23 protein-coding genes are annotated in these 24,555 nt (G+C 73.3%); 17 read left to right on the forward strand and 6 right to left on the reverse strand.

The features are described 5' to 3' along the window. Window positions 1–198 precede the first annotated feature (198 nt). Together HB370_RS22740 and HB370_RS22745 are read left to right on the forward strand one after the other, a co-directional pair. Window positions 199–1,326: an alpha/beta hydrolase-fold protein gene (locus HB370_RS22740; RefSeq protein ID WP_030781700.1), complete on the forward strand. Its 1,128-nt coding sequence runs from the start codon at window positions 199–201 to the stop codon at window positions 1,324–1,326. A gap of 97 nt (window positions 1,327–1,423) precedes the next feature. Further along, the gene (locus tag HB370_RS22745) at window positions 1,424–3,004 is read left to right on the forward strand and encodes a hypothetical protein (protein ID WP_030781697.1); all 1,581 of its coding nucleotides are present in this window, start codon (window positions 1,424–1,426) and stop codon (window positions 3,002–3,004) included. A gap of 84 nt (window positions 3,005–3,088) precedes the next feature. On the opposite strand, the gene HB370_RS22750 is transcribed toward HB370_RS22745, so the two are convergent. Continuing rightward, a complete protein-coding gene (locus HB370_RS22750) occupies window positions 3,089–4,429 on the reverse strand; it encodes a PH domain-containing protein (protein WP_030781694.1) in 1,341 nt (446 codons plus the stop codon). A gap of 134 nt (window positions 4,430–4,563) precedes the next feature. Further along, window positions 4,564–5,067: a PH domain-containing protein gene (locus HB370_RS22755; RefSeq protein ID WP_030781689.1), complete on the reverse strand. Its 504-nt coding sequence runs from the start codon at window positions 5,065–5,067 to the stop codon at window positions 4,564–4,566. A gap of 31 nt (window positions 5,068–5,098) precedes the next feature. Between HB370_RS22755 and HB370_RS22760 the strand changes: the two genes are divergently transcribed. Then, a complete protein-coding gene (locus HB370_RS22760; protein ID WP_030781685.1) occupies window positions 5,099–6,250 on the forward strand; it encodes an NADH-quinone oxidoreductase subunit D in 1,152 nt (383 codons plus the stop codon). Window positions 6,251–6,274: 24 nt separating this feature from the next. Here the strand turns inward: HB370_RS22760 and HB370_RS22765 are convergent, their stop codons facing one another. Beyond that, complete coding sequence (locus tag HB370_RS22765) at window positions 6,275–7,330, reverse strand: SAM-dependent methyltransferase (RefSeq protein ID WP_244406043.1); 1,056 nt, start codon at window positions 7,328–7,330, stop codon at window positions 6,275–6,277. 217 nt (window positions 7,331–7,547) lie between these two features. Between HB370_RS22765 and HB370_RS22770 the strand changes: the two genes are divergently transcribed. Together HB370_RS22770 and HB370_RS22775 are read left to right on the forward strand one after the other, a co-directional pair. Then, window positions 7,548–8,753, forward strand: a complete 1,206-nt coding sequence (locus HB370_RS22770) for a sensor histidine kinase (protein ID WP_030781679.1) — start codon at window positions 7,548–7,550, stop codon at window positions 8,751–8,753. A 71-nt stretch (window positions 8,754–8,824) separates the two neighbouring features. Continuing rightward, window positions 8,825–9,496, forward strand: a complete 672-nt coding sequence (locus HB370_RS22775; RefSeq protein WP_030781676.1) for a response regulator transcription factor — start codon at window positions 8,825–8,827, stop codon at window positions 9,494–9,496. A gap of 42 nt (window positions 9,497–9,538) precedes the next feature. Here the strand turns inward: HB370_RS22775 and HB370_RS22780 are convergent, their stop codons facing one another. Then, window positions 9,539–10,642, reverse strand: coding sequence for a DUF5937 family protein (locus HB370_RS22780; protein WP_030781674.1), 1,104 nt, complete (start codon window positions 10,640–10,642; stop codon window positions 9,539–9,541). Window positions 10,643–10,806: 164 nt separating this feature from the next. Here HB370_RS22780 and HB370_RS22785 point away from each other — a divergent pair, with 164 nt between their 5' ends. Then, a complete protein-coding gene (locus HB370_RS22785) occupies window positions 10,807–11,013 on the forward strand; it encodes a hypothetical protein (RefSeq protein ID WP_030781671.1) in 207 nt (68 codons plus the stop codon). Between the two features lie 154 nt (window positions 11,014–11,167). On the opposite strand, the gene HB370_RS22790 is transcribed toward HB370_RS22785, so the two are convergent. Further along, window positions 11,168–12,286 carry a beta-eliminating lyase-related protein gene (locus HB370_RS22790; protein WP_244406044.1) on the reverse strand — a complete coding sequence of 373 codons (1,119 nt, stop codon included), beginning with the start codon at window positions 12,284–12,286 and terminating at the stop codon, window positions 11,168–11,170. Window positions 12,287–12,533: 247 nt separating this feature from the next. Between HB370_RS22790 and HB370_RS22795 the strand changes: the two genes are divergently transcribed. The 10 genes from HB370_RS22795 to HB370_RS22840 all read left to right on the forward strand — a co-directional run bounded on the left by HB370_RS22795 (window position 12,534) and on the right by HB370_RS22840 (window position 20,917). Beyond that, a complete protein-coding gene (locus tag HB370_RS22795) occupies window positions 12,534–13,490 on the forward strand; it encodes a DUF2520 domain-containing protein (protein WP_030781665.1) in 957 nt (318 codons plus the stop codon). Next, a complete protein-coding gene (gene panC, locus HB370_RS22800) occupies window positions 13,487–14,479 on the forward strand; it encodes a pantoate--beta-alanine ligase (protein ID WP_030781661.1) in 993 nt (330 codons plus the stop codon). The genes HB370_RS22795 and panC overlap by 4 nt, the downstream gene beginning before the upstream one ends. Further along, a complete protein-coding gene (locus HB370_RS22805; protein WP_030781658.1) occupies window positions 14,476–16,197 on the forward strand; it encodes an L-aspartate oxidase in 1,722 nt (573 codons plus the stop codon). The genes panC and HB370_RS22805 overlap by 4 nt, the downstream gene beginning before the upstream one ends. Window positions 16,198–16,202: 5 nt before the next feature. Continuing rightward, entirely contained in the window at window positions 16,203–17,180 is a 978-nt protein-coding gene (gene nadC / locus HB370_RS22810) for a carboxylating nicotinate-nucleotide diphosphorylase (RefSeq protein ID WP_030781655.1), read from the forward strand. A 5-nt stretch (window positions 17,181–17,185) separates the two neighbouring features. Beyond that, on the forward strand, window positions 17,186–17,983 hold the full coding sequence (locus HB370_RS22815) for a type III pantothenate kinase (RefSeq protein WP_030606136.1): 798 nt from the start codon (window positions 17,186–17,188) through the stop codon (window positions 17,981–17,983). Between the two features lie 181 nt (window positions 17,984–18,164). Next, complete coding sequence (locus HB370_RS22820) at window positions 18,165–18,797, forward strand: hypothetical protein (protein WP_030781652.1); 633 nt, start codon at window positions 18,165–18,167, stop codon at window positions 18,795–18,797. A 144-nt stretch (window positions 18,798–18,941) separates the two neighbouring features. After that, the gene (locus HB370_RS22825; RefSeq protein WP_167512918.1) at window positions 18,942–19,136 is read left to right on the forward strand and encodes a hypothetical protein; all 195 of its coding nucleotides are present in this window, start codon (window positions 18,942–18,944) and stop codon (window positions 19,134–19,136) included. 239 nt (window positions 19,137–19,375) lie between these two features. Continuing rightward, the gene (locus HB370_RS22830; RefSeq protein WP_078637500.1) at window positions 19,376–19,834 is read left to right on the forward strand and encodes a BlaI/MecI/CopY family transcriptional regulator; all 459 of its coding nucleotides are present in this window, start codon (window positions 19,376–19,378) and stop codon (window positions 19,832–19,834) included. A gap of 9 nt (window positions 19,835–19,843) precedes the next feature. After that, window positions 19,844–20,377 carry an amino-acid N-acetyltransferase gene (locus HB370_RS22835; protein WP_030781644.1) on the forward strand — a complete coding sequence of 178 codons (534 nt, stop codon included), beginning with the start codon at window positions 19,844–19,846 and terminating at the stop codon, window positions 20,375–20,377. Window positions 20,378–20,581: 204 nt separating this feature from the next. Beyond that, window positions 20,582–20,917 (forward strand): Lsr2 family protein, encoded by a 336-nt coding sequence (locus HB370_RS22840; RefSeq protein WP_030606126.1) that lies wholly within the window; start codon window positions 20,582–20,584, stop codon window positions 20,915–20,917. Here the strand turns inward: HB370_RS22840 and HB370_RS22845 are convergent. Next, complete coding sequence (locus HB370_RS22845; protein WP_030781641.1) at window positions 20,896–21,597, reverse strand: SCO3374 family protein; 702 nt, start codon at window positions 21,595–21,597, stop codon at window positions 20,896–20,898. The genes HB370_RS22840 and HB370_RS22845 overlap by 22 nt on opposite strands. A gap of 431 nt (window positions 21,598–22,028) precedes the next feature. On the opposite strand from HB370_RS22845, the gene HB370_RS22855 reads away from it, so the two are divergent. Next, the gene (locus HB370_RS22855) at window positions 22,029–24,554 is read left to right on the forward strand and encodes an ATP-dependent Clp protease ATP-binding subunit (RefSeq protein ID WP_030781638.1); all 2,526 of its coding nucleotides are present in this window, start codon (window positions 22,029–22,031) and stop codon (window positions 24,552–24,554) included. The last annotated feature ends 1 nt before the right edge of the window (window position 24,555 follow it).

Below are 24,555 nucleotides of genomic sequence, written 5' to 3' on the forward strand. Positions count from 1 at the left end.
TCCCGTAGTTCAGCGAGAGACCTTGAATCCGGTGCCATCGGGGCATCCGGCGACATTGCGCCCTCTAGGACGGTGTCTGGGGGAGGGAGGTTCACTCCCCTCCGGAAAGTCGGGTCAAAGGCCAAGGAAAGCCCCGGGCAAGCGCGCGCACCAGGCGTGGGTACGGCACGGGCGGAAAGCGCGGACAGGAAACAGCCCATGGGTCTCACGAGCAACAAAGTGCTGTGGCTGGCGATAGTGATCGCCGCCGTGCTGTTCATCGGCACGGTGTGGCTGTGGCCGCGCCTGGCCCGGCAGCACTGGCGGTCCGTCAGCGGGCGGGTCGGTCTGCTGCTGGCCACCCAGGTGGCGCTCTTCGCCTCCGTCGGCCTCGCCGCCAACCAGGCCTTCGGCTTCTACGCCAGCTGGGCCGACCTGTTCGGCACGGAGACCGGGCAGGGCGTGGTGGTCGACCACTCGGCGCACGGCGGCGACGGCGGCCCGCTCCAGGTGGTCTCCACCTCCGAGGTGCCCGGCGTGCACTCCTCCCGGCCGGAGCGGGGCGGACAGATCCAGAAGGTGGACATCGTCGGCCGTACGACGCACATCGCGACACCGGCGTACGTGTACCTGCCGCCGGAGTACTTCCAGCCGCAGTACCGCACGCGCACGTTCCCGACGACGGTCGTGCTGACCGGCTACCCGGGCACCGCGCGGTCGCTGGTGGACAAGCTGAACTACCCGAGCACCGCGCAGCGGCTGGCCAGGGACGGGCGCGTACAGCCGATGATCCTGGTGATGCTGCGGCCGACCGTGGCGCCGCCGCGCGACACCGAGTGCGTGGACATCCCGGGCGGGCCGCGGACGGAGACGTTCTTCGCCAAGGATCTGCCGGACGCCGTCCTCGGTCACTACCGGGCCGGCAAGCGGCCGGGCGGCTGGGGCATCGTCGGCGACTCCACCGGCGGCTACTGCGCGCTCAAGCTCGCCATGCACCACCCGCGCGTGTACGCGGCCGGCGCGGGCCTGTCGCCGTACTACAACGCGCCGATCGACCCCACTACCGGCGACCTCTTCCACGGCGACGCCAAGCTGCGCAACCGAGCCGACCTGTTCTGGCTGCTGCGGCACGAGCCCGCGCCGGACACCTCGCTGCTCGTCACCAGCAGCAAGGTGGGCGAGCACAACTACAAGTCCACGATGGACTTCATCCAGCGGGTGCGGGCCACCGACCGGACCCGGATCTCGTCGATCATCCTCGACAGCGGCGGTCACAACTTCAACACCTGGCGGCGCGAGATCCCGCCGACGCTCCAGTGGATCAGCGGACGGCTGGCCGACCACTGAGCCGGCGTACGGTCTGACGCCTCGTGAGGCCCCTGGTGTGGCCGTGTTTTTACGGGCCGGGGCCCACGATCCACCTACGCGCGGTAAGTTTCTGGCCATGCCACGTGGACGCCACCGCCATTCCTCCCCTCTGCACCGGCTGTTGCCTCCCTCGGCGATCGCCGGCGTCTCCGTCGTCTGCGCGTCGGCTCCCTGGGTGTTCTCCGAGGCCACGGTGTTGCGCGCGCTGGCCGCCGCGGCAGCGGCGACAGCGGTCGTCGGCGCGTTCGTGATGCGCCGCTGGGACGTGCAGGCGGGCCGGCGAGTCGCCGAGCTGACGCGCGCGCGTGCCGGTGACGAGTGGCGCTTCGAGGAACGGGTCGCCGAACTGGAGACCGACCTGGAGGAGTCCCGCGAACTGCGCGCGAAGCTGGAGCAGCGGCTGCGCGCCAAGCGCGCCGAGCTGGCCGGCCTGCGCAACGAGCACGCGGCCCTGCTGCGCCGGTACGCCACCGCCGAGACCGAGCGGGCCAGCGCCCTGGAGGGCCGCCGGCTGCTGGAACTCGAAGCGACGGTGCCGGAGCCGGCCCCCGCGCGCCCGACGGCCCCCGCGCTGCCGCCCGCCCGCTCCGCCGAGGCCGCCCCGACGGCACCCGCGGTGTTCTCCCCCGAGGGCGCCCGGCTGTACCGGCGGGCCCTCACGGCACTGGCCCGCTTCGAAGGGCGGGCTCCGGGCGAACCCGGGGACGGGCCGGAGGGCCGGCTGGGCACGGCCACCGAGACGGCTTCGGAGGGGGATGAGCCCGGGGCCACCGGGGCCGGTTCGAGAGGGACTGGGTCCCGGGAGGCCGTGAGCGGGGAGGCCGTGACCGGGGAGGCCGGGGCGGCGGGGTCCTTGGCCGGGAAGCCTGCGGTGGTGGAAACCGGGGCTGGGATGCCTGGTGCGGTGGAACCCGGGGCGGGGGCGCCTGGTGCGGCGACGCCGGTGGCCGGCCCGGCGCGGGTTCCTGGGCAGGGGGGTTCCGGTGGTGAGGTCCCGGGTGGGGCCGCTACGGTCGCGGGGTCCGCTGCCGCTTCGGGGTCTGCTCCCGTTCCGGGGTCTGCTGCCGCTTCGGGGTCTGCTCCCGTTCCGGGGTCTGCTCCCGCTCCGGTTGCCGGGGCCGTGTCCGGGGCTGCCTCCGCTTCCGGGGTGCCCTCCGTGGCCGTCGGCCCCGTCCCCGAGGCCCCGGCCCCCGCCTCCGGTGCCCTGACCGCTCCGGCCTCCCCGGCCGCTCCCGACTCCCAGCCCGCTCCCGCCGGCCCGGCGCAGGGGGTCGCGGACCGTCCGGGCGGTGCCGTCGACGCCGTAGCGCCGGCCGGTGGGCCCGTGGTGCCGGCCGCCGGGAACTTCGGTGTGCCGCCCGCCGTGGCCGTCGTGCCGGCCGCGCCCGCGCGGCGGCCGGTGACCGAGGGCGGGTTCGACTTCTTCGGCACGCAGAAGGAGAAGAGCACCCCGAAGGCCGCGCTGGACTCCGTGCAGAACGAGGACCTGGCCGACGTGGTGGGCCCCGAGGCGCTCGCCGTGCACAAGGCCGAGGCCGAGGCCGGGTTCAAGCCCGCCGACGAGCGGTCCCGGGGGATCGGTCAGATCATCGACCTGACGGCGCACGACGAGACCGAGCAGATCGACGTCCAGGGGCTGCGCAGCGCGGCCTCCTGAGCCACCGACGACAGCACCGCGACGGGCCCGGCTCCCCCGAGGGAGCCGGGCCCGAGGCGTGTCGGCCCGCGGATCGCGCGCCGGTCAGCGCGCCGTCATCCAGCGGTCCGGCGGGGCGTCCCTGCGGCCCGTGCGGGACCTCTCCGCCTGCTCGGCGAGGAGCCGCGCGGCCTCCCCGGCGTCGCGCAGCCGGGCCGTGACGGTCTTGTCGGCGCCGGTGTCCACGTGTACGTCGGCGAGCCCCCAGCGCCGCTCCCAGGGCCCCTGGGTGAGCCGTACGCTCTGCACCTTGGCGTGCGGCACCAGCGAGAGCCGGCGGCACAGCAGGCCGCTGCGGGCGGCGAACACCGGGCCGGTGACCGCGAGCCGGTGCCCGCGCCACCACACCGGCACGCACCAGCGGGCCCGGCGCGGTACGGGCGACAGCCCGGCCGGCACCGACGCCCCGGGCAGCACGCGCGCGAGGACCGCCTCGGCGACCGCGCGCGGGGCGACCGGCACCAGCACGGAGTTGTCGGATCCGGCCACATCGAGTTCGACCCGGACCCAGCCGCGCCACCGCCACAGCAGCGGTTCCACGATCCGTACCGTCTGCACCCGGCCGGGCGGCACCGTCTCGTGGGCACGGTCCAGCAGCCCGCGGTCGATGCGCAGCCCGTCCGGCGACTCGCTCACCGTCCAGTCGAACTCGGTGACGAACCGGCCCACGCTGCTCGCCCCGGCCGTGCCGAGCAGCGGCAGGGCGGTGACGAGGACCGTCCACACGTTCTCCGTGAAGAGCCACAGCAGGGTGGGGACGACCAGCGCGGCGCACAGCGAGCCCCAGGTGGCGCCCGTCAGCACCAGGGAGCGCGCCAGCTCGCGTGGGGGCACGCGCAGCAGGACGTGCGCCGGTGCCTCTCCGACCTCGCGCGCCGTCTCGGGCGCGAAACCGGCCGCGCGCGCGAGCAGCTCCGCGCGCAGGGCGCGCGCCTCGCGCTCGCTCAGAAAGGCCAGTTCGTCCTTGTCGTCGGTGCCCACGACGTCGATGCGCAGCTTGGCGACGCCCGCCACGCGCGCGAGGAGCGGTCGGGAGACGTCCACGGCCTGGACGCGCTCCAGCCGGATGTGCGCGGTGCGCCGGAACAGCAGTCCGGTGCGTATGCGCAGCTCGGTGTCGGTGACCGCGTAGTGCGTGAACCACCAGGACAGGAAGCCGTAGAGGCCGGCCGCCGGCACCAGCACCGCGATACCCAGCAGGAGCATGGTGTCCGTGAGCCGTGCGAGCTGCTCCTGCGCGGCGTTCGGGTCGTGCACCGCCCAGCCGGCCAGCACCGCGAGCGGCGCCCACGCCCGGCGCAGGGGTGTGACCGGGTGCAGCCGGCGCTCGATGACGGGCGCCCGCCCGGGCACACCGGCGTCCGCGCCCTCGCCCCGCTCCGGCACACCGGTGTCCGCGCGCTCGCTCTGCTCCGGCACACGGGTGTCCGCGCGCTCGCCCTGCCCGGATGTGCTGCCGCCCGTGCCTTCGGCCCGCCCGGGTATGCCGCCGCCCGTGCCCTCGGCCCGCTCCCGGGACGTCACAGGCCCGCCGATCGTGCCTCGCCCAGCTCGGTGAGCCGGTCGCGCAGCCGTTCCGCCTCGGCCGGGTCGAGGCCGGGGATGGTCGCGTCGGTCGCGGCGGCGGCCGTGTGCAGCTGTACGGTGGCCAGCCCGAAGCGCCGCTCCAGGGGCCCGGAGGTCACCTCCACCAGCTGCATCCGCCCGTACGGCACCACCGTCTCCTCGCGCCACAGGACACCGCGGCTGATCAGCAGGTCGTCGGCGCGCTCGGCGTACCGCCAGGAGCGCCAGTTGCGCTCCAGCAGCCGCCAGCACAAGGCGGCGCACGCCGGCGGCAGCAGCGCGCACGCGGCCCACGCCGGGCCCGCGAAGAGTCCCGGCAGCAGCCCGGCCGCCACCGCGAGCACCCCCGCCCACACCGCCAGCAGCAGCCGCCGCACCCGCAGCAGCCCCGGCTCCAGCCGCCGCCACACCGGCTGGTCCGCCGGCTCTCCGGTCCCGTCCAGGCTCCCCGTTTCCATGTGCCCAGCGTACGTAGGGGAAACTGGGCCCATGACTCCTACGACGGAGACCACGGTCGGCATCGGCGGTGCGGCGGAGAGCACCGACATGGTGCTCAACATCGGGCCCCAGCACCCGTCCACGCACGGTGTGCTGCGGCTCAGGCTCGTACTGGACGGGGAGCGCATCGTGCGCGCGGAGCCGGTGATCGGATACATGCACCGGGGCGCCGAGAAGCTCTTCGAGGCGCGCGACTACCGGCAGATCATCGTGCTCGCCAACCGCCACGACTGGCTGTCGGCGTTCTCCAACGAGCTGGGCGTGGTCCTCGCCGTGGAGCGGATGCTCGGCATGGAGGTCCCCGAGCGGGCGGTGTGGACGCGCACCCTGCTCGCCGAGCTGAACCGGGTGCTGAACCACCTGATGTTCCTCGGCTCCTACCCGCTGGAGCTGGGCGGGATCACGCCGGTGTTCTACGCGTTCCGGGAGCGCGAGGTGCTCCAGAACGTGATGGAGGAGGTCTCCGGCGGGCGGATGCACTACATGTTCAACCGCGTCGGCGGCCTCAAGGAGGACCTGCCGGCGGGCTGGACGGCACGCGCGCGTGCGGCCGTCGCCGCGGTGCGCTCGCGCATGGACGTCTTCGACGACCTGGTGCTCGGCAACGAGATCTTCCGGGGGCGCACGCGCGGGGTGGGGCAGCTCTCGCCGGAGGCGGTGCACGCCTACGGCGTGAGCGGGCCCATCGCGCGCGCCTCGGGCGTCGACTTCGACCTGCGCCGCGACGAGCCGTACCTGGCCTACGGCGATCTCCAGGACGTGCTGAAGGTGGTGACCCGCGCCGAGGGCGACTGCCTCGCCCGCTTCGAGGTGCTGCTGGCGCAGACCCACAACGCCCTGGACCTCGCCGACGCCTGCCTGGACCGGCTCGCCGGGCTGCCGCCCGGGCCGATCAACCAGCGGCTGCCGAAGGTGCTGAAGGCGCCCGAGGGACACACGTACGCGTGGACCGAGAACCCGCTCGGCATCAACGGCTACTACCTGGTGAGCAAGGGCGAGAAGACCCCGTACCGGCTGAAGCTGCGCTCGGCCTCGTACAACAACATCCAGGCGCTGACCGAGCTGCTGCCGGGAACGCTGGTGGCGGACATGGTCGCGATCCTGGGCTCGATGTTCTTCGTGGTCGGCGACATCGACAAGTAGGCCGCGCCGGGCCCGCCACGGGGCCTACGCGTCCGCTTCCAGGGGGTCCGGGATGCCGGCCGGCTGGAGCAGCCAGCCGAAGTCGCCGAGGCCGCCCGCCGCCGTGAGTTCGGCGGCCTCCCCGGCGCTCGCGAGGGCGCGTACGTAGCCGGCGGGGTCCGTGGAGGCCAGCGTGAGCGGGGGGCGTGCGCCGGTGATGTCCAGGGCGCGCAAGGCAGCGCGTTGCGTGAGCAGGCGCGGTCGGGGCAGTTCGCGCGCTGTTCCGGGAGTCCCGTGCGCCGCCTCGGAGGACGCCTGCGCCGGAGCCGACGGCGAGTGCGGCGGGTACGGCCTGCCCGCCGGGTGCGGCGTGCCCGGTGCCGCCGCGCACGCGTCCAGCGCGACGTGCGCCGTGATGTCGCACGAGCCGTCCGGCACGGGCGCCGTCTCGCGTCCCTCCCGGAAGCCGGTGAGCGTCCCGAAGGGCGGGCGCGTGTCCACGGTGTGCGCGTAGTCCACGGCCACCGCGAGCCCCCGCGCCAGCCGCGCCACGGCCGACGCCCAGGCCTCGTCCCGGGGCAGTCCGATCTCCGCCCGCAGCCCCTCCTCGGCCGGCAGCGGCCACCAGCGCGCGAGCCAGTCGGCCGCCGCCCCCGTCACCGGTTCCCCGAGCCGCTCGGAGCCGTCCCGCGCCACGAGCACCAGCCGGGGCACGCCGGCCGCGTCCACCTCGACGACGTCCACGGGGACGTTGTCCAGCCACTCGTTGGCGAACAGCAGCCCGGTGACCTCCTCCGGGATCTCGTCGCGCCAGAGGATCCGTTCGTCCAGGCCGGCCGGGCGGCCGGCGATCTCGACGGCGTACGCGCGCGTGCGCGCGGCCACCTCGGCCGGCAGCGCGGCGAGGACCCCGCGGGCCAGCTCGCCCCGTCCGGCGGCCATGTCGACGAAGTCCAGCACGGCGGGCTGGCCGAGCGCCGCGTCGACCCGGCACAGCAGCCGGGCCACGGCCCGCGCGAACAGCGGGGAGGCGTGCACGGAGGTGCGGAAGTGACCGGCCGGCCCCTCCGGGCGCCGGTAGAAGCCACCCGGCCCGTACAGCGCCGCCCCGGCCGCCGCGCGCCAGCCGCGCGGGCCCGGGTCTCCGGGAGGTGCCCCGCCCGGGTCCCCGGGGGGTGCCCCCGTCGTCTCATCCGTCACGGAGCCAGACTAGGCGCACAGGTGATCACGGCATCCACCTTGCGGAGTACGCGCGCCGGGCGCGGATCGGCCCTTCGGTTGACCCCTACACGCACTCGGTTTCCCTACGCTGGGTTACGTGCAGCGCCTCTATGACTTCCTCCGTCGCCACCCGACCTGGGTCGACACCTTCTGGGCCGTCGTCCTGTTCGGGATGTCCGGGCTGAGCGAGGTCAGCATGGACGGGTCGCCGGACCACCACGGGTCGCTGCCCGCCGGTCTGGCCGTGTCCACAGTCCTGTCCGTGGTCGTGGCGCTGCGCCGCCGGTTCCCGGAGCCGATGCTGCTGGTCGCCCTGGTGACCGGGCTGGCCCAGCTGGTCCTGGACGTCGAGACGACCGTCGCCGACTTCGCCATGCTGGTGATCACGTACACCGTCGCGGCGGTCGGAGCGCGCTGGGCCTCCCGGCTGGCGCTCGCCGTCAGCTTCTGTGCGGCGGCCGCGGCCCAGATCCGCTGGCCGCAGGAGCAGGCCGGCTTCGCCGGGCAGGTCGCCATCGCGGTCTTCCAGACGGTGCCCTTCGCCCTCGCCTGGGTGCTCGGTGACTCCATGCGCACCCGGCGCGCCTACTTCGCCCAGCTGGAGGAGCGCGCGGCCCGCCTGGAGAAGGAGCGCGAGGCGCAGGCGAAGGTCGCGGTCGCCGCCGAGCGCGCCCGGATCGCGCGCGAGCTGCACGACGTGGTCGCGCACAACGTGTCGGTGATGGTGGTGCAGGCCGACGGCGCCAACTACGTGATGGACACCGCGCCCGACCAGGCGAAGAAGGCCCTGGAGACGATCTCCTCCACCGGCCGCCAGGCCCTGGCCGAGATGCGCCGTCTGCTGGGCGTGCTGCGCACCGGTGAGCACCAGGAGACCGGAGAGTACGTCCCGCAGCCCGACGTCGAGCAGATCGACGACCTGATCGAGCAGTGCCGCAGCTCCGGCCTGCCGGTCGACTTCAAGGTCGAGGGCACTCCGCGCCCGCTGCCCAGCGGGGTGGAGCTGACGGCGTACCGGATCGTGCAGGAGGCGCTCACCAACACCCGCAAGCACGGCGGGCCGGGCGCGGGCGCGAGCGTACGGCTGGTCTACTTCGACGACGGCCTGGGCCTGCTGGTCGAGGACGACGGCAAGGGCGCCCCGCACGAGCTGTACGAGGAGGGCGGCGCCGACGGCCGGGGACACGGCCTGATCGGCATGCGCGAGCGCGTCGGCATGGTCGGCGGCACGCTGGACGCGGGACCGCGTCCCGGCGGAGGATTCCGCATCAGCGCCCTGCTGCCGCTCAAGCCGGCGCACTGACCCCGTCGCGCGCCCCCGCGCGCCCCACCGCACCGCCAAGACGGCAACCGACAAGACACGGAAGAGGACCCATGACGATCCGCGTGATGCTCGTCGACGACCAGGTGCTGCTGCGCACCGGGTTCCGGATGGTGCTCGCCGCCCAGCCGGACATGGAGGTCGTCGCGGAGGCGGGCGACGGCGTGGAGGCCCTCCAGGTGCTGCGGTCCGCCGCCGTCGACGTGATCCTGATGGACGTCCGGATGCCGAAGCTGGACGGCGTGGAGGCCACCCGGCGGATCTGCTCCGAGCCCGACCCGCCGAAGGTGCTCATCCTGACCACGTTCGACCTGGACGAGTACGCCTTCTCCGGGCTGAAGGCGGGCGCCTCCGGCTTCATGCTCAAGGACGTGCCGCCCGGCGACCTGCTGGCCGCGATCCGTGCCGTGCACAGCGGTGACGCGGTCGTCGCTCCCTCCACCACCCGGCGGCTGCTGGACCGCTTCGCGCCGATGCTGCCCGCGACCGGCAAGGAGCCCCGGCACAAGGAGCTGGAACGGCTCACGGAGCGCGAGCGCGAGGTCATGGTGCTGGTCGCGCAGGGCCTGTCCAACGGCGAGATCGCGGCCCGGCTGGTGCTGAGCGAGGCGACGGTGAAGACCCACGTGGGCCGCATCCTGACCAAGCTCGGCCTCAGGGACCGGGTGCAGGTGGTCGTATTGGCGTACGAGACGGGACTCGTGCGCGCGGGCGGTCACGGCTGACGGCGACGACCGACTCCGGGCGGCGGCTCGGCGCGCGCCCCCTCAGCGCAGTACGCCCTCGATGAAGTCGCTGCCCAGCCGGGCCACCGCGGTCAGGTCCAGCTGGTGCTGGACGTACCGGCCGCGACGACAGTCGGTGATCAGGCCCGCCTTCTTCAGCACCGACAGGTGCCGGGATATCTCGGGCGCGGTCATGCCGTGCGCCTCGGCCAGCTCGCTGGTGGTGTGCGGGGAGCGCGCCAGGTGCCGGCACAGCCGCATCCGCACCGGGTGCGCCAGCGCGTCCAGCCGGCGCGTGAGCTGCTCCACGGACGGGGCCTGCGGCCGGGGACCGCTCGCCGGATAGGTGATCGTCGGCTGCCAGCCGTACCGGTGCAGGACCATCACGTGCGGCCAGCCGAGGCTGGTCGGCACCAGCACCAGGCCGCCGTCGCCGGTGGCGGTGCGGCCCACCAGCAGCTTGTCGACCGTGATCACCCGGCCCTCCTCGTCCAGCGAGACCGCCCCGGACAGGGAGGCGAGGGCCTCCCCGAGCCCCTTGCGGCGCAGCAGCTCGGTCTTGTGCCGGGCGTCCGCGGCCAGCTGGGGCTGGATACGGGCCCAGGTGTCGGCGAAGAACGCGTCGTCGCAGTCGAGCATCAGCTGCCGGAACCAGGCGCGCACGGCCGGCGGATCCGACAGCAGGCGGTGGGTGAACCGCTCCTGCACGGACCCGCGCGCGGCGGCCAGCTCCAGGGAGCGCCGGCGCAGCTCCGGATCGTCCAGCGGACCGGCCTCCTGGACGTCGTAGCGCAACTGGCAGGTGAACTCCAGCGCCGCGTGGACGAACTGCTCGTCCGTCAGTTTGTCCAGCAGGTCCAGCTCTTCGGCGAGCGTGGCCCCGGGCATCGCGCGTCCGCCCGGGATGCCGGCGAACGGCGCGAAGACGTCCGAGAACGTCGAACGCCACAGGAAGTCCGCCTCGCACAGCCGGTCGGCCAGGCAGGGCTCCAGCCGGGAGGAGACGGCGGTCGCCCAGCCCCGCAGGTCGGGATGGTGGCCGGGCTCGCTCAGCGCGTGCAGCGCCATCCCCAGCTCCGCCAGCGGAGACGGCACGACGGTGACCCGCTCCAGGGGCAGTCCGGTGATGTCGATGGTCACGCTCATGCACCCATCGTGCACCCGCCCACTGACAACGTCCCCGTCGATTGACGGCTGGCGTCAATCGACGGGACAACCGCACGGGACGGACAGCAGGCTGAAGGCACCGGGGCAGCCGCGGAGCCCGATCAGTCACCCGATCAGCCAACGTCCCGAGAAGGCGATCCGCCATGAGCATCACCCAGCAGTACCTCCTCGACAGTTACCGCGCCCGCCTGCACGGCGAGCCCGAACCGCCCGCGCCGGGCCGGCACGACCTGGCCGCGCTGCGTGAGGTGCGCGAGTACCGGCACTTCAGCGCCGTCGTCGCCGAGCGCCCGGCCCGCGGCCGGCTGCGGTACGCCCTGCGCCGCTGGCTGAGCCCCAGAGCGCTGTGACGACCCGCGCGGTCCGTGATCGCGGCGGCCGCGCCACCGGCGACCGCGCCGCCGCCCGCCGCCGTGATGCCGTGGTGCCGTGGTGCGCCACGGCTCCGGCACGCGGGTGCCGTAGCGCTCCCGGCCCCCGCGTGCGGCCCCTTCCGCGCGCCGGTCAGGCTCCGGGCAGCCGGCGGGCGAAGTCGGCGACGGCCGCCCGCACGTCGTCCGCCGTCCACTCCAGGCCCTGCGCGCGCACCGAGACCTCGGTGAACGCCAGCCCCGGGCCGCCCCGGTCCCAGGCGTCGGCGAAGAGGAACGTGCCCGTCTCCTCGGCCTGGGACACGGCGGCCTCCATCAGCACGTCGGCGTCGTACGGCAGCCAGACCCGGAACTCGTTGGTGTGCGGTTCCTCGGGGTGCACGCGGGACCACGGCACCTCGGCCGCCGCGAGACCCTCGCGCAGCGCGGCGGCGACCACGCGCGCGTGCCGCACATAATCAGGCAGCCGGGGCAGCTCGCGCTCCAGCCCGACGAGCGCGGACAGCACGGTGGGGAACTGCTGGTAGACCGCGCCGCCGTACCGGTGCCGCCAGGTCCTGGCCTCCTCCACCAGCGTCCTCGGGCCGGCCAGCGCGGCCCCGCCGAAGCCGTCGAGGGACTTGTAGAACGACACGTAGACGCTGTCGGCCAGGCCCGCGATCTCCGACAGGGACCGGCCGAAGTGGGGCGTGCACTCCCACAGGCGCGCGCCGTCGAAGTGCACCACCGCGTCCCGCTCCCGCGCGGCCTCGACGACCTCGGTCAGCTCCTCCCAGGTGGGCAGCACGAAACCGGCGTCCCTGAGGGGCAGTTCCAGCATCAGCGTCCCGAAGGGCTCGGGGAAGTCGCGTATCTCGGCCGCCGTGGGCAGCCGGGGCTCCCCGGTCACGCGTACCGGCCGCAACCCGCTGACCTGGCTGAACGCATGCCGTTCGTGCACCTCGGGGTGGGCCAGGGCGTGCAGGGCCACCGTGGGACTCCCGGTGCGGCCCGCCCAGCAGCGCAAGGCCACCTGCTGGGCCATCGTGCCGGTCGGGAAGAACGCGGCGGCCTCCGTGCCGAGCAGGGCCGCGACCCGCTGCTCCAGGTCCTCCACGATCCCGTCGCCGTAGACGTCCGCGTACCCGTCCAGGTCGTACACCTCGGACGCCGCGTCCAGGACCGCCAGCCGCTCGCGGACCGTGCGCCGGAAGCCCGGCCGCCACAGCACCCGTTCCGCCTTCGCGAAGGCGGCCCGGCGCCGCTCCCGCATCCGCTCGGCCGCCGTGGGCTCCGCGCCCGCCCGCCGGTCGTCGTCCTCGTGCCCGTCCGGCACCACCGCATCAGTCATGGACGGATCATGCCGCCCCACGCGCGGGCGGGCAGTCGGTTTTCCTGCCGGAGCGTGTGGACAAACCCACAGCCTGTGGACAACCGGCCGCCGCCCCACCCGATAGCGTTAACATGACGAGAAATCGTCCGGTACCCAGAGCGGACTGGAACGGGAAGGCCGCCGTCGCGTGAGTACAGTCCACCAGCCAGACCTCAAGGACCGCCCCGCGCGGCTCACCGTCGGTGTCGTCGGCGCCGGCCGCGTGGGCCCCGCGCTGGCCGCGTCCCTCCAGCTCGCCGGGCACCGCCCGGTGGCCGTCTCCGGAGTCTCCGACGCCTCCCGCAGGCGCGCCGAGGCCATGCTCCCGGACGTCCCCCTGGTGCCGCCCGCCGAGGTCCTCCAGCGCGCCGACCTGGTGCTGCTCACCGTCCCCGACGACGCCCTGCCCGGCCTGGTAGCCGGTCTCGCCGAGACCGGCGCGGTACGGCCGGGCCAGCTGCTGGTGCACACCTCCGGCCGGTACGGCGCGAAGGTCCTGGACCCCGCCCTGCGCGCGGGCGCGCTACCGCTGGCCCTGCACCCGGCGATGACCTTCACCGGCACCCCCGTGGACGTACAGCGTCTGGCGGGCTGCTCCTTCGGCGTCACCGCGCCCGAGGAGCTGCGGCTGGCCGCCGAGGCCCTGGTGATCGAGATGGGCGGCGAGCCGGAGTGGATCAGCGAGGAGAATCGTCCGCTGTACCACGCGGCCCTCGCCCTCGGCTCCAACCACCTGGTCACCCTGGTCGCCCAGGCGATGGAGCTGCTGCGCACGGCCGGCGTCGGCGCGCCCGACCGGATGCTCGGCCCGCTGCTCGGTGCCTCCCTGGACAACGCGCTGCGCTCCGGCGACGCCGCCCTGACCGGCCCGGTCGCGCGCGGGGACGCCGGCACGGTCGCCGCGCACATCACCGAGCTGCGCAGGCACGCCCCGCAGACCGTGGCCGGCTATCTCGCCATGGCCCGCGCGACCGCCGACCGCGCGCTGGCGGCCGGTCTGCTGAAGGCGGAACTCGCCGAGGACCTCCTGGGGGTACTCGCCGACGGGGGCCGACCGGACCAGGGAGACGACGGCACGACCGGCACCGAGGGGAACGACCGATGACCACCGCCCTGCTGAGCACCGCCGAAGAGCTGCACGCGCGCGTGCGCCACGGCCGCCGTGCCGTCGTGATGACCATGGGCGCCCTGCACGAGGGCCACGCGACCCTGATCCGCTCCGCGCGCGAGATCGCGGGCCCGGACGGCGAGGTCGTCGTCACCGTCTTCGTCAACCCGCTCCAGTTCGGCGCCGGCGAGGACCTGGACCGCTACCCGCGCACCCTGGACGCCGACCTGGAACTCGCCGGGCGGGCCGGCGCCGACGCCGTGTTCGCGCCCTCCGTGGACGAGGTGTACCCCGGCGGCGAGCCCCAGGTGCGGGTGTCCGCCGGGCCCATGGGAGAGCGCCTGGAGGGTGCCTCGCGGCCCGGCCACTTCGACGGCATGCTCACCGTCGTCGCCAAGCTGCTGCACCTCACCCGCCCCGACATCGCCCTGTTCGGGCAGAAGGACGCCCAGCAGCTGGCCCTGATCCGGCGCATGGTGCGGGACCTGAACTTCGGCGTCGAGATCGTCGCCGTGCCGACCGTGCGCGAGGAGGACGGGCTCGCCCTGTCCAGCCGCAACCGCTACCTGTCGCCGGACGAGCGCCGGACCGCGCTCGCGCTGTCCCGCGCGCTGTTCGCCGGCCGGGACCGGCACGCGGCCCAGGAGGCGCTGCGCGCGCGGGCCCGGGAAGTGCCCTCCACGCACGCGCGTGCCGAGGCGCTGAGCGCCATAGGCGAGTCCCGCGCGGCGGCCGACGCGCACGCCGTGGCCACCGCCGCGCCCGGCGGCCCGGCGGCCGTGCGCGCCGCCGCCCGCCAGGTGCTGGACGAGGCCGCCCGCCTCGACCCGCCGCTGCGGCTGGACTACCTGGCGCTGGTCGACCCCGCCGACTTCACCGAGATCGGCGACGACTTCACCGGCGAGGCCGTCCTCGCCGTCGCCGCCCGGGTCGGCGCGACCCGGCTGATCGACAACATTCCCCTCACCTTCGGAGCCGCCTCGTGACCAGCACAGGCATACGACTGCACGCGCCCGCCCCCGGCTGGGCCATCTCCGCGGACGTGGTCGTCGTCGGCTCCGGTGTGGCCGGCCTGACCGCGGCCCTGCGCTGCCAGGCCGCCGGCCTGACCACCGTTGTGGTCACCAAGGCCCGGCTGGACGACGGCTCCACGCGCTGGGCGCAGGGCGGCATCGCGGCCGCGCTCGGCGAGGGCGACACACCCGAACAGCACCTCGAGGACACCCTCGTGGCCGGCGCGGGCCTGTGCGACGAGGAGGCCGTGCGGATCCTCGTCACCGAGGGCCCCGACGCGGTCCGGCGGCTGATCTCCACCGGCGCCCACTTCGACACCGACGACGAGGGCGACATCCACCTCACCCGCGAGGGCGGCCACCACCGGCGCCGCATCGCGCACGCCGGCGGCGACGCCACCGGCGCGGAGGTCTCCCGCGCCCTCGTGGCGGCGGTACGCGCGCGGGGGCTGCACACCATCGAGAACGCGCTGGTCCTGGACCTGCTGACGGACGCCGACGGCCGTACGGCCGGTGTCACCCTGCACGTGATGGGCGAGGGCCAGCACGACGGCGTGGGCGCCGTGCACGCCCCCGCGGTGGTCCTCGCGACCGGCGGCATGGGCCAGGTGTACTCCGCGACCACCAACCCGTCGGTGTCGACCGGCGACGGCGTGGCGCTGGCACTGCGCGCGGGCGCCGAGGTCTCCGACCTGGAGTTCGTGCAGTTCCACCCGACCGTGCTGTTCCTCGGCGCGGACGCCGAGGGCCAGCAGCCGCTGGTCTCCGAGGCGGTGCGCGGCGAGGGCGCCCACCTGGTCGACGGCGACGGCGTGCGCTTCATGCTGGGCCGGCACGAACTGGCCGAGCTGGCACCCCGCGACATCGTCGCCAAGGGCATCCTGCGGCGGATGCTGGAGCAGGACGCCGAGCACATGTACCTGGACGCCCGGCACTTCGGCGCCCGGATGTGGGAGCAGCGCTTCCCGACCATCCTGGCCGCCTGCCGCGCCAACGGCATCGACCCGGTCACCGAGCCCATCCCGATCGCCCCGGCCGCGCACTACGCCTCCGGGGGCGTGCGGACCGACGCCCACGGCCGCACCACCGTGCCCGGCCTGTACGCGTGCGGCGAGGTGGCCTGCACCGGCGTGCACGGCGCCAACCGGCTCGCCTCCAACTCCCTGCTCGAAGGGCTCGTCTACGCCGAGCGGATCGCCGCCGACATCGCCGCGGAGCGGGCGGACGACGGCCTCCACGCGCGCGTGCCCGTGCCGGTCCCGCAGCCGGACCAGCCGGCCCACCCGCTGCTCGCCGCCGAGACCCGGTTCGCCATCCAGCGGATCATGACCGAGGGCGCGGGCGTGCTGCGCTCCGAGGAGTCCCTCGCCCGGGCCGCAGGCAGGCTCCAGCGGCTGCACGCCGAGGCCCGGGAGGCGCTGGAGGAGAACGGCAAGACCGCCGAGCCCGGCGTGGACACCTGGGAGGCCACCAACCTCCTGTGCGTGGCCCGGGCCCTGGTCGCCGCCGCCCGGCTGCGCGAGGAGACCCGCGGCTGCCACTGGCGCGAGGACCGCGCCGACCGCGACGACGCCCACTGGCGGCGCCACATCGTCGTACGGCTCAACCCCGACCGGTCGCTGGCCGTACGCACCACCGACACCGCAGACTTCCCCCCGACCCGGCAGACCCAGCGCCCCCAGGAGCAGTGACAGACGTGAGCACCGACGACCTTCCTCTCGCCCCGACCGGCGGCTGCGGCGACGGCTGCGGCTGCGGCGCCGAGGGTGACGAGGAGTACCTGGAGTGCGGGCTGGACCCCGCGCTCGCCGAGCTGCTGGCCGCCGCCGGGCTCGACCCCGTCGAGGTCGAGGACATCGCCACCGTCGCCATCCAGGAGGACCTGGCCGGCGGCGTGGACGTGACCACGGTGGCGACCATCCCCGAGGACGCGGTGGCCACCGGCGACTTCACCGCGCGCGAGGCGGGCGTCGTGGCCGGCCTCCGGGTCGCCGAGGCCGTGCTCTCCGTGGTCTGCACGGACGAGTTCGAGGTCGAGCGGCACGTGGAGGACGGCGACCGCGTCGAGGCCGGGCAGAAGCTGCTGTCGGTCACCACGCGCACCCGTGACCTGCTCACCGCCGAGCGCAGCGCCCTGAACCTGCTGTGCCGGCTGTCCGGCATCGCGACCGCCACGCGCGCGTGGGCGGACGCGCTGGAGGGCACCAAGGCGCGCGTGCGCGACACCCGCAAGACGACCCCGGGCCTGCGCGCGCTGGAGAAGTTCGCCGTCCGCTGCGGCGGCGGCGTCAACCACCGCATGTCGCTGTCCGACGCGGCCCTGGTGAAGGACAACCACGTGGTCGCCGCCGGTGGCGTCGCACCGGCCTTCAAGGCCGTACGGGAGGCCTTCCCGGACGTGCCGATCGAGGTCGAGGTCGACACCCTGCACCAGCTGCGCGAGGTGGTGGACGCGGGCGCCGACCTGATCCTGCTGGACAACTTCACGCCCGGCGAGTGCGAGGAGGCCGTCGGCATCGTCGGCGGCCGGGCGCTGCTGGAGGCCTCCGGCCGGCTGACGCTCGCCAACGCGCGCGCGTACGCGGACACGGGTGTGGACTTCCTGGCCGTCGGCGCGCTCACCCACTCCTCGCCGATCCTGGACATCGGCCTGGATCTGCGCGAAGCGGAGTAACGCCCATGCTGCTCACCATCGACGTCGGCAACACGCACACCGTCCTCGGCCTGTTCGACGGCGAGGACATCGTCGAGCACTGGCGCATCTCCACGGACGCGCGCCGCACGGCGGACGAGCTCGCGGTGCTGCTCCAGGGCCTGATGGGCATGCACCCGCTGCTCGGTGAGGAACTGGGCGACGGCATCGACGGCATCGCGATCTGCGCGACCGTGCCGTCGGTGCTGCACGAACTGCGCGAGGTCACCCGGCGGTACTACGGCGACGTACCCGCCGTCCTGGTCGAGCCGGGCGTGAAGACGGGCGTGCCGATCCTCACCGACAACCCCAAGGAGGTCGGCGCCGACCGGATCATCAACGCGGTCGCGGCCGTCGAGCTGTACGGCGGCCCGGCGATCGTCGTCGACTTCGGCACGGCGACCACGTTCGACGCGGTCTCCGCGCGCGGGGAGTACGTCGGCGGGGTGATCGCGCCCGGCATCGAGATCTCCGTGGAGGCGCTGGGCGTCAAGGGCGCGCAGCTGCGGAAGATCGAGGTGGCCCGGCCGCGCAGCGTGATCGGCAAGAACACGGTCGAGGCCATGCAGGCGGGCATCGTGTACGGGTTCGCCGGCCAGGTCGACGGGGTGGTGGACCGGATGGCCCGGGAGCTGGCCGACGACCCGGACGACGTGACGGTGATCGCCACGGGCGGGCTCGCGCCGATGGTGCTGGGGGAGTCCTCGGTGATCGACGAGCACCAGCCGTGGCTGACGCTGATCGGGCTGCGCCTGGTCTACGAGCGGAACGTCTCCCGGCTCTGAGGAGCGCCGGCGCCCCCCGCGCGGGCGCCGGCCCGATCCGGGGCGCCCGGCGGTCTCGCCGGTGGCCCCGGACGGGGGAACCACGCAACGACACGCGACCAAGAAACATCCCTTTCTGTCACTTTTGTCCGATTAGCGATAGCGTCGCCGCATGCCCACGCCATACGGATCCCGCGGCGGCATGGCGTTCGGCGCGGAGGAGCTGCGTGTGCTCCGCCGTGCCCTCGCCCTCGCCCTCCACCCCGGCCACGCCTCCGCCGAGGACGTGCAGGACTGCCTCCGGCTCGCCGAATCGCTGGACGAGGCGCTGAGCGAGGGCGCCAGACTGCGCGCCTTCCTGGTGGCCGACCTGGGCCGGTACCGGGCCGCTCTGCCGGGTACGGCCGCCGGTTATCTCACCCTGCTGGAGGAGGCCCTCGGGGCCGGGCACCGCCCGACGCCGGACGATCTCGCCGCGCTGCGGGCGCTGCGCGGGAACAGGGTGGCGGCGGCGCTGCTGGACCGCTGCCGGGCGCTGGCCGAACAGGACGTACGAGCGCGGTTCGCCCAAGGCGCGCGCAGGGTGCCGGCGCCCGCCGTGCCGCCCGCGCGGACGCGTCTGCTGGCCCTCGCGGGCGGCGCGGGGGAGTCCGGGGCGCGACGGGAGGACGGGGCGGCCGAGGAGCCGCCGGTGCCCCCGGCGGAGCGGCCGGGTCCGGAACCGGGGAAGCGGAAGCCGGGGGAGCCGAAGCGGCCCATTCCCACGCCGGGGGAGGTCTTTCCGCGGCGCAAGCCGACACCGCCGCCCGCTCCGCAGCAGCTGGCCGCGGTCTGACCCGCCCTCCGGCCGGGCTCGTCGTTCCCACCCGCACCACCCGTGCGGCTTTCACGGCCGGGTGATGCGGGTGGCTCTGTGTGCGGGGGCCCTGAAACACGCGGCGGGGGGTTCGTACACCCCGCCCCTTTCGCCCGTTCCCCCGTGGCTACTCTGGAGGGCATGGACTACGTCTCCGCGCTCGTGCCCCCGGTCGTCATGGCCGTGTTCTTCATCGGTGTGGTCAGGGTGATCGTGAAGACCCAGGGTGGGGCCGCCAAGACCAAGGAGGACGCGGCCGTCGACGCCGCGCTCGCCCGCGCGGACGCCGCGCCCGAGAGCCCCGCCGCCGGCGCCTGAGCGAAATCCCGGCCGGACGGAACTCCGGCTGAGCCCCACCCCGGCAACGGGCCCGCGACGCGGACGGCCCGGCCGTGGGTTCCGTCTGCGCTCGGCCGCCCGCGTACCGCCAGTCGTACCGGCGTGCCCACCGTCACCCGGGCCGCTCTTTCCGGCCACGCGCCCTTTTTGCTCGGGTTTGTGGTCATAGCGCACGTCCGGCACGCCATTGGGCGGATCTCCCACTATTGTTCTGAGCTGTGCCTCGCCCATTGGGAGAACTCGAAGACGCGGTCATGACGCGGGTGTGGAAGTGGAACCGCCCGGTGACCGTTCGAGAAGTCCTGGAAGACCTCCAGCAGGAACGGTCGATCGCGTACACCACCGTGATGACCGTTTTGGACAATCTCCATCAGAAGGGCTGGGTGCGCCGTGAGGCGGAAGGCCGGGCCTATCGATATGAGGCCGTGTCGACACGTGCCGCGTACGCCGCGGCCCTGATGAACGACGCCTGGTCCCAGAGTGACAACCCGGCCGCCGCTCTCGTCGCCTTCTTCGGCATGATGAGCGAGGAACAGCGCCAGGCCCTCAGAGACGCCGTACGCATCGTCCAGGGCCCGGAAGAAACCCGGGAAGCCCCGGAAGCCCGGCAACCGGAAGCCGCCGAAGCCCGGCAAGAGGAGAACCCCGGCTCGGCAGAGGACGCCGACGGGCGATAGCGTCCGCTCATGTCAGCAGAGCGTCCCGAAGTCTCCGCAAAAGCCATCACCGTCCGGCGGGCCCGGACCAGCGATGTCCCGGCCGTGCGCCGCCTCCTCGACGCCTACGTCCGCGACCGCATCCTGCTCGACAAAGCGACCGTCACGCTTTACGAGGACATCCAGGAGTTCTGGGTCGCCGAACGCGATGACAACGCCGAGGTGGTCGGCTGCGGTGCGCTGCACGTCATGTGGGAGGACCTGGCGGAAGTGCGGACTCTGGCGGTGAAGCCCGGCCTCAAGGGCGCCGGCGTGGGCCATCAGTTGCTGGAGAAGTTGCTGGAGACCGCACGCTGGCTCGGCGTTCGCCGGGTTTTCTGCCTGACCTTCGAAGTGGACTTCTTCGGGAAGCACGGCTTCGTGGAGATCGGCGAGACGCCGGTCGACACCGATGTCTACGCGGAGCTGTTGCGTTCCTATGACGAGGGCGTCGCGGAGTTCCTCGGTCTCGAACGAGTGAAGCCGAACACCTTGGGCAACAGCCGGATGCTTCTGCATCTGTGATCGCCAATGCCCTGGTGCCCTATGTCCGAAACGCGCATGTTTCCGGGCGGGGTCGGGGTGCGGAGTCGCCGCCGAGGGTTTGTGTTTTTCCGGCAAAAGCGGTTTGCTTTCCGACGTACTGCAGTACTGCATATAACAGGGGCGGCGAAACGGCGGACGCCGCACACCCCCTGGTCCTCAACGTTATCGATGAAAGGAAATGCGGTGGCACAGAAGGTTCAGGTCCTTCTTGTCGACGACCTCGACGGCGGCGAGGCGGACGAGACCGTGACGTTCGCGCTGGACGGCAAGACGTACGAGATCGATCTCACGACCGCCAACGCGGACAAGCTGCGCGGTCTTCTGGAGCCCTATGTGAAGGGCGGGCGCCGTACCGGTGGCCGTGCTTCCGGCGGGCGTGGAAAGGCGCGTGCCGCTTCCGGCGGCAACCAGGACACCGCGGCCATCCGCGCCTGGGCCAAGGAGAACGGTTACGAGGTCAACGACCGCGGCCGTGTTCCCGCGTCGATCCGTGAGGCCTACGAGAAGGCCAACGGCTGATCCCGCCGATCGGCGGGGCGCCCGGCGCACCCGCGTCGCAGCCGGACCCGGTGACAGTGCGCTGCCACCGTGTCCACCAGCCGCACCAGATCGGGGGCGCTCCCCTCGCGCCCCAGGGCCGGAGCGGCCGTCGTACCCGGCATGCCCGGCATGCCCGGCATGGCCGGCAGCGAGGCCTCGACGTCCTCGCGTCCCGGCCCGGGGGGCCGCAGCCACACAGCGGCCCCCTGCGCTGACGCCGCCCGCCCGGACGCGGCCCACGCGGGGCCGGCCGGCGCCGGAGCCTCCAGCGTGCCGCCGGGCCCCAGGGCCCGCAGGTCCAGGGACACCGGGGCCCACTCCAGCCACTCCAGCAGTCCCGGCAGCTCCTCCGCGCCGCCCGGCGCCACCAGCAGCTCCATGCGGTCGCCCCGGAGGATCACCGGGGAGCCCGGCGCGAGATGCCGGAGCGCTTGGGCGCCCGCCTCGGCCGGCACCTCCAGCACGTCGAACCGCACCCCCGTGACCAGCCGCAACGGCCGTCCGGGCACGGTCGGCCAGCCCAGTCCGCTCTCGTACCAGTGCCGGGCCCCGGCGTCCGGGCCGACGTCGGCGCCGGGGCCGCCGGCCGCCGATGGGTCCGGGACGACGGGCTGTCGGGGGAGGGGAATCGCGGGTGTCACGGGGACCGGTCCAGCCATGCCAAGTGCAACCGCCGCAACGGCATCCGGGTTACGCTGGGTGCCCCGACGGCTGCGCTCAGTGCCGGAGGAGGGGATGTGTGGGGGTCCGGGGAGGCGCAAGGTTGTTCGCCCATAGCGGAGGGAACCGGTGCGCGCGGCATGGAGTGTCAGTCCCTGCGGGTAAGACATCCCTAGTGGGAGGGGGCGACACGCAGGACAGGCCGTCTCACGTTCGCCAACGGCGTACTGGCGAGTGGGGTAACTGCCTGGCCTGCGGGAACATCGTCTCGCACCATCGGGTTGGAGCAGATGTCGGCGCACACGGTCAGGAGGCCATCGACGGTGTCGGCAGTTGGAATGAGCGGTCCCCGCTTGCGGGACTAAGCTGCGGAAGGACAGGGAGGGGAAGTTCCCCCCCACTGCCTGACCGCTCTGAGGAGCGATTAACGATGTTCGAGAGGTTCACCGACCGCGCGCGGCGGGTTGTCGTCCTGGCTCAGGAAGAAGCCCGGATGCTCAACCACAACTACATCGGCACCGAGCACATCCTCCTGGGTCTCATCCACGAGGGCGAAGGTGTCGCCGCTAAGGCCCTGGAGAGCCTCGGCATTTCGCTTGAGGCGGTCCGCCAGCAGGTGGAGGAGATCATCGGTCAGGGCCAGCAGGCCCCGTCCGGCCACATTCCCTTCACCCCCCGTGCCAAGAAGGTCCTGGAGCTTTCGCTCCGCGAGGCCCTTCAGCTGGGCCACAACTACATCGGCACGGAGCACATCCTGCTCGGCCTGATCCGCGAGGGCGAGGGCGTCGCCGCCCAGGTCCTGGTCAAGCTGGGCGCAGACCTCAACCGGGTGCGGCAGCAGGTCATCCAGCTGCTCTCCGGTTACCAGGGCAAGGAGACCGCCACCGCGGGCGGCCCGGCCGAGGGCACCCCCTCGACCTCTCTCGTCCTGGACCAGTTCGGCCGGAACCTCACCCAGGCCGCTCGTGAGTCCAAGCTCGACCCGGTCATCGGGCGCGAGAAGGAGATCGAGCGGGTCATGCAGGTGCTGTCCCGCCGTACGAAGAACAACCCGGTCCTGATCGGTGAGCCCGGCGTCGGCAAGACCGCCGTCGTCGAGGGCCTCGCCCAGGCCATCGTCAAGGGCGAGGTGCCCGAGACCCTCAAGGACAAGCACCTCTACACGCTGGACCTCGGCGCCCTGGTCGCCGGCTCCCGCTACCGCGGTGACTTCGAGGAGCGCCTGAAGAAGGTCCTCAAGGAGATCCGCACCCGCGGCGACATCATCCTGTTCATCGACGAGCTGCACACGCTGGTCGGTGCGGGTGCCGCCGAGGGCGCCATCGACGCCGCGAGCATCCTCAAGCCGATGCTGGCCCGCGGTGAGCTCCAGACCATCGGTGCGACCACGCTGGACGAGTACCGCAAGCACCTGGAGAAGGACGCGGCCCTGGAGCGCCGCTTCCAGCCCATCCAGGTCGCCGAGCCGTCCCTGCCGCACACGATCGAGATCCTCAAGGGCCTGCGCGACCGGTACGAGGCGCACCACCGCGTCTCCATCACCGACGAGGCCCTGGTCCAGGCGGCCACCCTGGCCGACCGCTACATCTCGGACCGCTTCCTGCCGGACAAGGCGATCGACCTGATCGACGAGGCCGGCTCCCGGATGCGCATCCGCCGGATGACCGCTCCGCCGGACCTGCGCGAGTTCGACGAGAAGATCGCCGCCGTCCGCCGGGACAAGGAGTCCGCGATCGACTCGCAGGACTTCGAGAAGGCCGCCTCCCTGCGCGACAAGGAGAAGCAGCTCCTGGCCGCCAAGGCGAAGCGGGAGAAGGAGTGGAAGGCCGGCGACATGGACGTCGTCGCCGAGGTCGACGGCGAGCTGATCGCCGAGGTCCTCGCCACGGCCACCGGCATCCCGGTCTTCAAGCTGACCGAGGAGGAGTCCAGCCGCCTGCTCCGCATGGAGGAGGAGCTGCACAAGCGGGTCATCGGCCAGAACGACGCCGTCAAGGCGCTGTCGAAGGCGATCCGCCGTACGCGCGCGGGTCTGAAGGACCCGAAGCGTCCGGGTGGTTCGTTTATCTTCGCCGGCCCGTCCGGTGTCGGTAAGACCGAGCTGTCCAAGGCGCTCGCCGAGTTCCTCTTCGGTGACGAGGACGCGCTGATCTCCCTCGACATGTCGGAGTTCAGCGAGAAGCACACGGTCTCGCGCCTCTTCGGTTCGCCCCCCGGCTACGTGGGCTACGAGGAGGGCGGCCAGCTGACGGAGAAGGTCCGCCGCAAGCCGTTCTCGGTCGTCCTGTTCGACGAGGTCGAGAAGGCCCACCCGGACATCTTCAACTCGCTGCTGCAGATCCTGGAGGACGGTCGGCTGACCGACTCCCAGGGCCGGGTCGTGGACTTCAAGAACACGGTCATCATCATGACGACCAACCTCGGCACCCGGGACATCTCCAAGGGCTTCAACCTCGGCTTCGCCGCCGCGGGTGACACGAAGACCAACTACGAGCGCATGAAGAACAAGGTGTCGGACGAGCTGAAGCAGCACTTCCGCCCCGAGTTCCTCAACCGCGTCGACGACGTGGTCGTCTTCCCGCAGCTCACGCAGGAGGACATCCTGCGGATCGTCGACCTCATGGTCGGCAAGGTGGACGAGCGCCTGAAGGACCGGGACATGGGCATCGAACTGTCCCAGTCCGCCAAGGAGCTGCTGTCCAAGAAGGGTTACGACCCGGTGCTGGGCGCCCGGCCGCTGCGCCGCACGATCCAGCGCGAGATCGAGGACACGCTCTCGGAGAAGATCCTCTTCGGCGAGCTGCGCCCCGGTCACATCGTGGTCGTGGACACCGAGGGCGAGGGCGACGCCGCCACCTTCACCTTCCGCGGTGAGGAGAAGTCGGCCCTGCCGGACGTCCCGCCGATCGAGCAGGCCGCGGGTGGGGCTGGTCCCAACCTGAGCAAGGACGCGTAAG

Source organism: Streptomyces sp. DSM 40868 (assembly GCF_011820545.1).
GTDB lineage: Bacteria > Actinomycetota > Actinomycetes > Streptomycetales > Streptomycetaceae > Streptomyces > Streptomyces eurythermus.

Bases quoted from the DNA above. Each gene is read 5' to 3' on its own strand.
- HB370_RS22785 (WP_030781671.1), top strand. From the start codon at position 10,807: ATGAGCATCACCCAGCAGTACCTCCTCGACAGTTACCGCGCCCGCCTG.
- panC (WP_030781661.1), top strand. From the start codon at position 13,487: ATGACCACCGCCCTGCTGAGCACCGCCGAAGAGCTGCACGCGCGCGTG.
- HB370_RS22775 (WP_030781676.1), top strand. From the start codon at position 8,825: ATGACGATCCGCGTGATGCTCGTCGACGACCAGGTGCTGCTGCGCACC.
- HB370_RS22760 (WP_030781685.1), top strand. From the start codon at position 5,099: ATGACTCCTACGACGGAGACCACGGTCGGCATCGGCGGTGCGGCGGAG.
- HB370_RS22780 (WP_030781674.1), bottom strand. From the start codon at position 10,642: ATGAGCGTGACCATCGACATCACCGGACTGCCCCTGGAGCGGGTCACC.
- HB370_RS22855 (WP_030781638.1), top strand. From the start codon at position 22,029: ATGTTCGAGAGGTTCACCGACCGCGCGCGGCGGGTTGTCGTCCTGGCT.
- HB370_RS22790 (WP_244406044.1), bottom strand. From the start codon at position 12,286: ATGCGGGAGCGGCGCCGGGCCGCCTTCGCGAAGGCGGAACGGGTGCTG.
- HB370_RS22745 (WP_030781697.1), top strand. From the start codon at position 1,424: ATGCCACGTGGACGCCACCGCCATTCCTCCCCTCTGCACCGGCTGTTG.
- HB370_RS22815 (WP_030606136.1), top strand. From the start codon at position 17,186: ATGCTGCTCACCATCGACGTCGGCAACACGCACACCGTCCTCGGCCTG.
- HB370_RS22835 (WP_030781644.1), top strand. From the start codon at position 19,844: ATGTCAGCAGAGCGTCCCGAAGTCTCCGCAAAAGCCATCACCGTCCGG.
- HB370_RS22820 (WP_030781652.1), top strand. From the start codon at position 18,165: ATGGCGTTCGGCGCGGAGGAGCTGCGTGTGCTCCGCCGTGCCCTCGCC.
- HB370_RS22755 (WP_030781689.1), bottom strand. From the start codon at position 5,067: ATGGAAACGGGGAGCCTGGACGGGACCGGAGAGCCGGCGGACCAGCCG.
- HB370_RS22740 (WP_030781700.1), top strand. From the start codon at position 199: ATGGGTCTCACGAGCAACAAAGTGCTGTGGCTGGCGATAGTGATCGCC.
- HB370_RS22845 (WP_030781641.1), bottom strand. From the start codon at position 21,597: ATGGCTGGACCGGTCCCCGTGACACCCGCGATTCCCCTCCCCCGACAG.